Annotated in this window: 5 protein-coding genes and 1 pseudogene; 1 reads left to right on the forward strand and 5 read right to left on the reverse strand. The window is 66.9% G+C overall.

Annotation, left to right across the window (positions count from 1 at the left end; translation table 11 throughout):
- Positions 1–272, forward strand: a pseudogene (locus ACEN88_RS21920) (hypothetical protein); the annotation flags it as partial.
- A 15-nt stretch (positions 273–287) separates the two neighbouring features.
- Here ACEN88_RS21920 and ACEN88_RS21925 read toward each other — a convergent pair.
- The 5 genes from ACEN88_RS21925 to mnmC all read right to left on the reverse strand — a co-directional run.
- Positions 288–2390: a molybdopterin cofactor-binding domain-containing protein gene (locus ACEN88_RS21925; protein ID WP_413343004.1), complete on the reverse strand. Its 2103-nt coding sequence runs from the start codon at positions 2388–2390 to the stop codon at positions 288–290.
- Positions 2391–2486: 96 nt separating this feature from the next.
- On the reverse strand, positions 2487–3104 hold the full coding sequence (locus ACEN88_RS21930) for a type II CAAX prenyl endopeptidase Rce1 family protein (RefSeq protein WP_413343005.1): 618 nt from the start codon (positions 3102–3104) through the stop codon (positions 2487–2489).
- A 114-nt stretch (positions 3105–3218) separates the two neighbouring features.
- Positions 3219–4886 carry a tetratricopeptide repeat protein gene (locus tag ACEN88_RS21935; RefSeq protein ID WP_413343007.1) on the reverse strand — a complete coding sequence of 556 codons (1668 nt, stop codon included), beginning with the start codon at positions 4884–4886 and terminating at the stop codon, positions 3219–3221.
- Positions 4883–5593 (reverse strand): sensor histidine kinase, encoded by a 711-nt coding sequence (locus ACEN88_RS21940; RefSeq protein ID WP_413343009.1) that lies wholly within the window; start codon positions 5591–5593, stop codon positions 4883–4885. Before ACEN88_RS21940 ends, ACEN88_RS21935 begins: the two co-directional genes overlap by 4 nt.
- Positions 5594–5663: 70 nt before the next feature.
- On the reverse strand, positions 5664–6417 hold a 754-nt coding region (gene mnmC / locus ACEN88_RS21945), incomplete at its 5' end, for an FAD-dependent 5-carboxymethylaminomethyl-2-thiouridine(34) oxidoreductase MnmC (RefSeq protein WP_413343011.1).

The raw sequence follows: 6417 nt of genomic DNA on the forward strand, positions 1-6417 counted from the left end.
GCGCAGCGGACGCGCCGGGCAACCCGGCCGCGGCGGCGATGCCGGCTGCCGTCGCATGGTGGAACATGCTGCAGGAACAATTTACGCAGGCCGTCGCCAACGCGATGACGCCGAGCGCCGCCGCGCCGGCAGCGCCCGCGAAGGAGACAGGCGGGGCGCCGAAAGCGGAAGCGCCCAAGGACGCGCCGAAGGTGCAGCCGCCTGCGCCGAACGGCGGCAACGGCAGCAACGGCAAGACGCGGACCAGCCGGTCGAAGACCGACAAGACCTGACGTCCACCCCGGCCGTCAGCCGAGCTCGAACGGCAGCTTGCGCAAGCGCTTGCCCGTGAGCTGGAAGATGGCGTTGGCGAAAGCCGGCGCCAGCGGCGGCAGGCCCGGCTCGCCCATGCCGGTGGGCGGCTCGGTGGACGGCACGATGAATACGTCCACACGCGGCATGTCCGGCATGCGCGCCACCGTGTAGTCGTTGAAATTCCCCTGCTCGACGATGCCGTCCCTGAACGTGATGGCGGCGCCGGGCAACGTGGTGCCGAGGGCGGCCAGCACGGCGCCCTGCACCTGCGCCTCGATCGACAGCGGATTGACGGCCAGGTTGCAATGCACGCCAGCCGTGACCTTGTGCAGCTTCGGCACGCCATTCTCGACCGACGCCTCGACCACGTAGGCCACCACGCTGCCGGACATGCCGTGCACGGCCACGCCCCAGGCACGGCCCTCGGCCAGCCGCTTCTTGCCGTAGCCGGACTTCTGCACGGCCAGGTCGAGCGCCGCCAGGTGGCGTGGGCGTTTATCACCCAGCAGCTTGCGCCGGTACGCGACCGGATCGGCGCCGGCCGCGTGCGCCACTTCGTCCACCAGCGTCTCCATGACGAACGCCGTGTGGTTCGACGCCGACCCGCGCCACCACAGCACCGGCACGTTCGCCTTCGGATGATGCACCGTCAGCTTTACCGGCAACGCATACGCCTCGGCGATGCCCTCGGTCGTCGTGGAATCCACGCCGTTCTTGATGAGCACCGATTCGAACGGCGTGCCCGCGCTGATCGCCTGGCCGACGATCACGTGGTTCCACGTCACGACGTCGCCGTTCCCATCGAACCCGATGTCGACCTTGTGCACGTGCGCGGGGCGATAGTAGCCGCCCTTGATGTCGTCCTCGCGGCTCCAGATGATTTTCACGGGGCCGCGCCCGTATGCCTTCGCGACGTTGACCGCTTCGACCAGGTCGTCCGACGTGGTCACGCCGCGGCGGCCGAATCCGCCGCCCGACATCATGGTGTGCAACGTGACCTGCGTGAGCTTGAGTCCCGCCGCGGCGGCGACGGCGCTCTGGTCGAAGGTCTGGAACTGCACGCCCGCCCACACCGAGCAGCGATCCGCATGGAGGTCGACCACGCAGTTGACCGGTTCCATCGGCGCGTGCGCGAGATAGGGGAATTCGTAGACGGCCGAGATCGAGGTCGGCGCCAGCGCCGGCGCGGCGGCAAGCGCGCGGTAATCGCGCAGCTGCCGGCCCGAATCGAGCTTGTCGACGGCGCCCGTGTCCCAGTCGATGACGAGCGCGTCGCGCCCCTGCTTCGCCTGCCAGTAACCGTCCGCGATCACGGCCACGCCGCGCCCGCCGCTGCCGGCCGCCACCTCGACCACGTCGACCACGCCCTTGATCGCTTTGGCCCTGGCCGCGTCGAGGCTGCGCACCCGGCCGCCGAATACCGGCGGACGCGCGACCACGGCCACCTTCATGCCGGGCAGCGTAAAGTCGATGCCGAACTGCTGCTTGCCGCTCGATTTGGCGCGCGCGTCCAGGCGTCCGGTCGGCTTGCCGATGCGCCGGAAATCCTTCGCGTCTTTCAGTTGGACGGTCGCCGGCACCGGCAGCTTCATGGCCGCATCGGCCAACGCGCCGTAGCGCGCCTTGCGGCCGCCGGGGCCGATGACCGTGCCCGCCGACGTGGTGCACGACGCCGGCGCGACCTGCCACTGCTCGGCCGCGGCGGTGATCAGCATCGCGCGGGCGCGCGCGCCGATCTCGCGGTAATGCGTGAACGAGTGCGCCACCGAGATCGAACTGCCGGTCATCTGGATGCCGAACAGCGAATCCTTGTAGGCGTCGCCCGCCGGTGCCAGTTCGGCGCGCACGCGCGACCAGTCGGCGTCGAGCTCCTCGGCGACCAGCATCGGCAACGCCGTGTGGACGCCCTGGCCGAATTCGAGCCGGTCGACCATCACGGTGACGGTGTCGTCGGGCGCGATGTGCAGGAAGGCGTTCGGTGCCGGTGCGGCTGCGCGGCCGGGGACAGGCAGCATAAAGCCGAGCACGAGCCCGCCGGCGGACTTGAGGAAGCCGCGGCGGGTCACCGCCGCGTGGGTGGTCCGTTCGATGCGCACGTCGCTCTCCGCTGTAATCAAAGGCAAATTTTCACACGGCGGGCAGTGCCGCCGGGATTATGATTTTCACTAGACCGTGTAGCGAATTACGCCACGTCAGTCAAACAACAACCAACTAGAATTGAAAATTGCGTGGAAGCCCATTGCAGAGAACAATCCATAACGCAGGCGGAAGTAACTCAGGACAACTCCCGTAATGATCTGCGAAGAGACGACGAACACTGTCAGGCACCCAAGCCAACCATTGGTGGTCGCAATCGTAAAATTGCCAAGGTGAGCAAGGCCAAACGCAACCGCATTCCCCCACACGATCAGGCGATATCGAGTCAGGAAGGCACGTCCTCGCGCCATGCGTAGAGAAAATTTTCTCGCATCATCGAGGTGTCGCCGGCGAACGTGATCGACGAACATCACAGCCGCAACAACGCCAAGCAGGACGAGCGAGACCTGCCAGCTCCCGATGAAGAGGGGTATCAGCACAGGCTGCACCGCGAGTGTCGCGGTCGCACTGCGCAGGCCAGCCCGAAAGACCAGTTCCTCGAGCAGCGGGGCGACCACCACCGACGCAAACGCCATGCGGGTGCCCGACCAATCCAGCGTCGATGTCACGCCGAGCAGCTTGGTCAGCCCAAGCAGTATCGGTGAAAGCACGATCGCAAACGACACCAGATATGCAAGCAATATGACCGCCAGGCGCCAGATCAGGCCGGACATGCCGACGTCGGCAGGGTGCCGACGTGTTGGACGCCAACAGAAACGTGCCAACTGACTCAATTCGGCACGAATCTTCGGCCTCCATTCGCTGGTAACGGAGCGCGCACCCGACAACTACACCACCTCGTCGACCACGCCACTCTCCGCCACCGGCTGCAGCTGCGCCAACTGCTCCATCAACTGCGCGAAGCGCTGCTGCCCCGGCAGCAGGCGGTCGACGTGGTGCAGCACCTCGTACGCTTCGCTCGATAACGCGGTGTCGTAGCCGTGCTGCTGCATGTGCGAGACGAGGATCTGGGCCGCGTTGAACAGGATGCGCTGGTTGTTCGGCACCTTCTTGCGCGCCTGGCGCATCCACTCGACGGCGTCCTTCAGCTTGCCCGTCTTCCACAGCAGCACGCCCTGGTTCATCAGGTCCGTCGCTTCCTTCTTGGAGGCGCGGATGAACTCCAGGCCCTCGTCGCCGAGGCGCGCCTTGTCGAAGATCTTCTGCACTTCGTCGAGCAGCAGCGGGTTGTCGTGGTTGTTGCGGATGACGTAGCACAGCAGCTCCACGGGCGCATCCTTCACGCCCACCGCGAACAGCAGTGTGGCCAGTTCCAGGCAGGTCGGGATGTCGGGCCGGGTCTCGGTCGCATCGAGCAGGGCTTCCAGCTCGTCGCCGGCCTTGCGCGCGCGCCGGTAATCGCCGCTCTCGTGGTAGACGAGACCCTCGGTGATCTTGGAACGCAGCGCGATGTCCGGATGGTCGGCGGCGAACTCGCGCTGGACCTGCAGCAGCAGCCGCAGCGCTTCCTTCGCATCGTTCTTCTGGCCGCACACGCGCGCCAGCCCGAGGTAGGCGTCGGGTGTCTTCATGATGGAATACTCGCCGATCAGGATGCACTTGCGGAAGGCCTGCTCCGCCATCTGCACGTTGCCCACCTTGAGCGCCACGTTGCCGAGATTGCGCTGGCGCGGCACGGAATTCGGCGACAGTTTTGCCGCCCGTTCGAGGATCGCGCACGCCTCGTCCAGCTTGCCCAGGTTCTGATAGGTCAGCGCGAGCTGGTCGTACGCGTCGATGTAATAGCGGTTCTCCGCGATTACGCTCTGGAACGCTTGCCGCGCCTGTTCGAATTCGCCGTTGGCCATGCGGATCTTGGCGATGCCGGCGCGCGCCCACTGGTATTCGCGCTGCTCCAGCACGCGCTCGTACACCTCGCGCGCCTTCACCGGCTCGCCGCTCTTTTCCATCAGCTTGGCCTTCATGCGCAGGAGGTCGATCTCGTGCGCCTTGTGGCCTTCGATGACGGCATCGCACAGGCGCGCCGCGCGCAGGTAGTCCTTCTCCGCATAGGCCTGGTCGATGAGGCGGAAGATCTGCTTCTTGTGCCACACGCGATTGAGCCGCGTGAGCAGCACGCCTTCCGTGATCGGCTTGATCAGGTAGGCGTCCGGCTGATGCTCGGCCGCGCCCATCACGGATTCCACGCTCTTTTCGGCCGACACCATCAGCCACACGGTGCTCGGGTTGACGAGGTTGCGCACGCGCGCTTCCTCCAGCACCTGCTGGCCGTTCTTGCCGTCGCCCAGGTTGTAGTCGCACAGGACGACGTCGTAGCGGATGCGCGCCAGCAGGCCCATCGCCTCGCCGCCGGACGAGGCCTGGTCGATGTTCTTCGCGCCCAGGCTGCGCAGGGCTTCGCGCAGCAGCTGGCGCACGCCGACGAAGTCGTCGACGACGAGGTAGTTCTTGTCGGCCCAGTCGATTTCGTTGACGGCCTTGGCGGAAGCGTTCATGGCAGGTTCAGGATGAAGCAGCCGCCGCCGTAGCGGCCGCCGTTTTCCAGGCGCAGCGTGCCGCGCCGCTCGCGGTGCTGGTGCATGCGCGCGACTTCGCTGGAAAAATACAGGCCCAGGCCCGCGCTGTTGGTCAGGAAGTTCATGCCGCCCGCCGTTTCGCGGGTGGCGATCGCGCCGGCCTTCAGCAGCGCCGGCGGATACCCGGGGCCGTTGTCTTCCACGCGCAGTTCGAGCCAGTTGCCGTCGGTGACGCGGATCGCCAGGCGCACCGTGTCGCAGGTGTAGTGGATGGCGTTGTTGATCGCATGCGACAGCACGCCCACGATCAGGTCTTCGTCGAAGTGCCAGACGAGGTCCGCGTCGTAATCGAGTTCCAGCTTCAGGCCGCGCGACTTCAGCAGCACGCGCTCCAGCGCCACCACCTGGTCGACCAGCTGGCCCAGCTCGAGCGGCTGCACGTCGAACGGGTACGCGGGCGTGCCCACCTGCTTGTACAGCGCGAGCAGCTGCATCAGGTTGTCGTTCAGGCGCTTCGTCTGGTACAGCATGTGCGCCATCTGCGGGTACGCCGATTCCGTCTGCGGAGATGCGTCGACAAGAAGCCGCTCCAGCGTCCCGGACAGGACGCTGATCGAATTCTTCATGTCATGCGCGGTCGAGGCGAGAAACAGCGACAGTTCGGGCGCGTCGGGGGTGTCGTCCATGGCTGGATCATGTGTGAAATGTTGCTTGGCACACATTATACCTTTGAAACTTTCGGTTGCCCGAAAGAAATCAATTTTCTGGCTGCGGACCCCGCGGGGCGCGGCGTGCGCGCAACACGAAGCGGGCCGGATCGAGCGCGTCGACCAGGCTGGACTCCAACGGCAGCGGCTCGCCTTCGATCCCTGCTGCGAGCAGTTCGGCCGCCAGACCGGCCCAGATCAGGCCGCGCGACGCATAGCCGAGCAGTCCATACAGCCCCGGATGGCGCGGCACGTCGCGCAGGCGCTCGGTGGTGCCGGCGGCGGCGAAATCCGGCAGGCGGCCGACGAGCGGCAGGCGATCCGGCGCCACGCAACGAAAACCCACGCGCCCCGCCAGCGGCGCATCCTCCGCCGCATGCGGATCGGACAACAGGCCGCGCAGGCGCTCCAGGTTTTCCGCGTGGCTCTCGGGCGACAGCGCGGGATTCGGATCGGCGTCGTAGGTCGCGCCGGCGCTGCACACGCCCCCGGACGGCGGCGTCAGATACGCCTCGCGGCACAGCACGACGGGCAGTTTCGGCACCATGTCGGCCGGCACGTGCGACACCTGCCCGCGCAGCATCGTCAATGGCAGCGGCGCGGCCTGCGGCACCTGCGCGGCGCCGGCGCCGTTGGCCAGGATCAGGTTCGGCGCCCGCGCGACCACGATGCCGTGCTCGTTCGTCAGGTGCCACTGCTCGCCGTCGCGTTCGATGCGCACGTCGCCCACGCCGAATTTGCGCTCCAGGCGCCCGCCGCACTGACGGCGCAGGGCTTCGTGTTCGACGCGGATGGCCGCCACG

It is taken from the genome of Massilia sp. CT11-108 (assembly GCF_047302915.1).
GTDB classification, from domain to species: domain Bacteria; phylum Pseudomonadota; class Gammaproteobacteria; order Burkholderiales; family Burkholderiaceae_D; genus Telluria; species Telluria orientalis.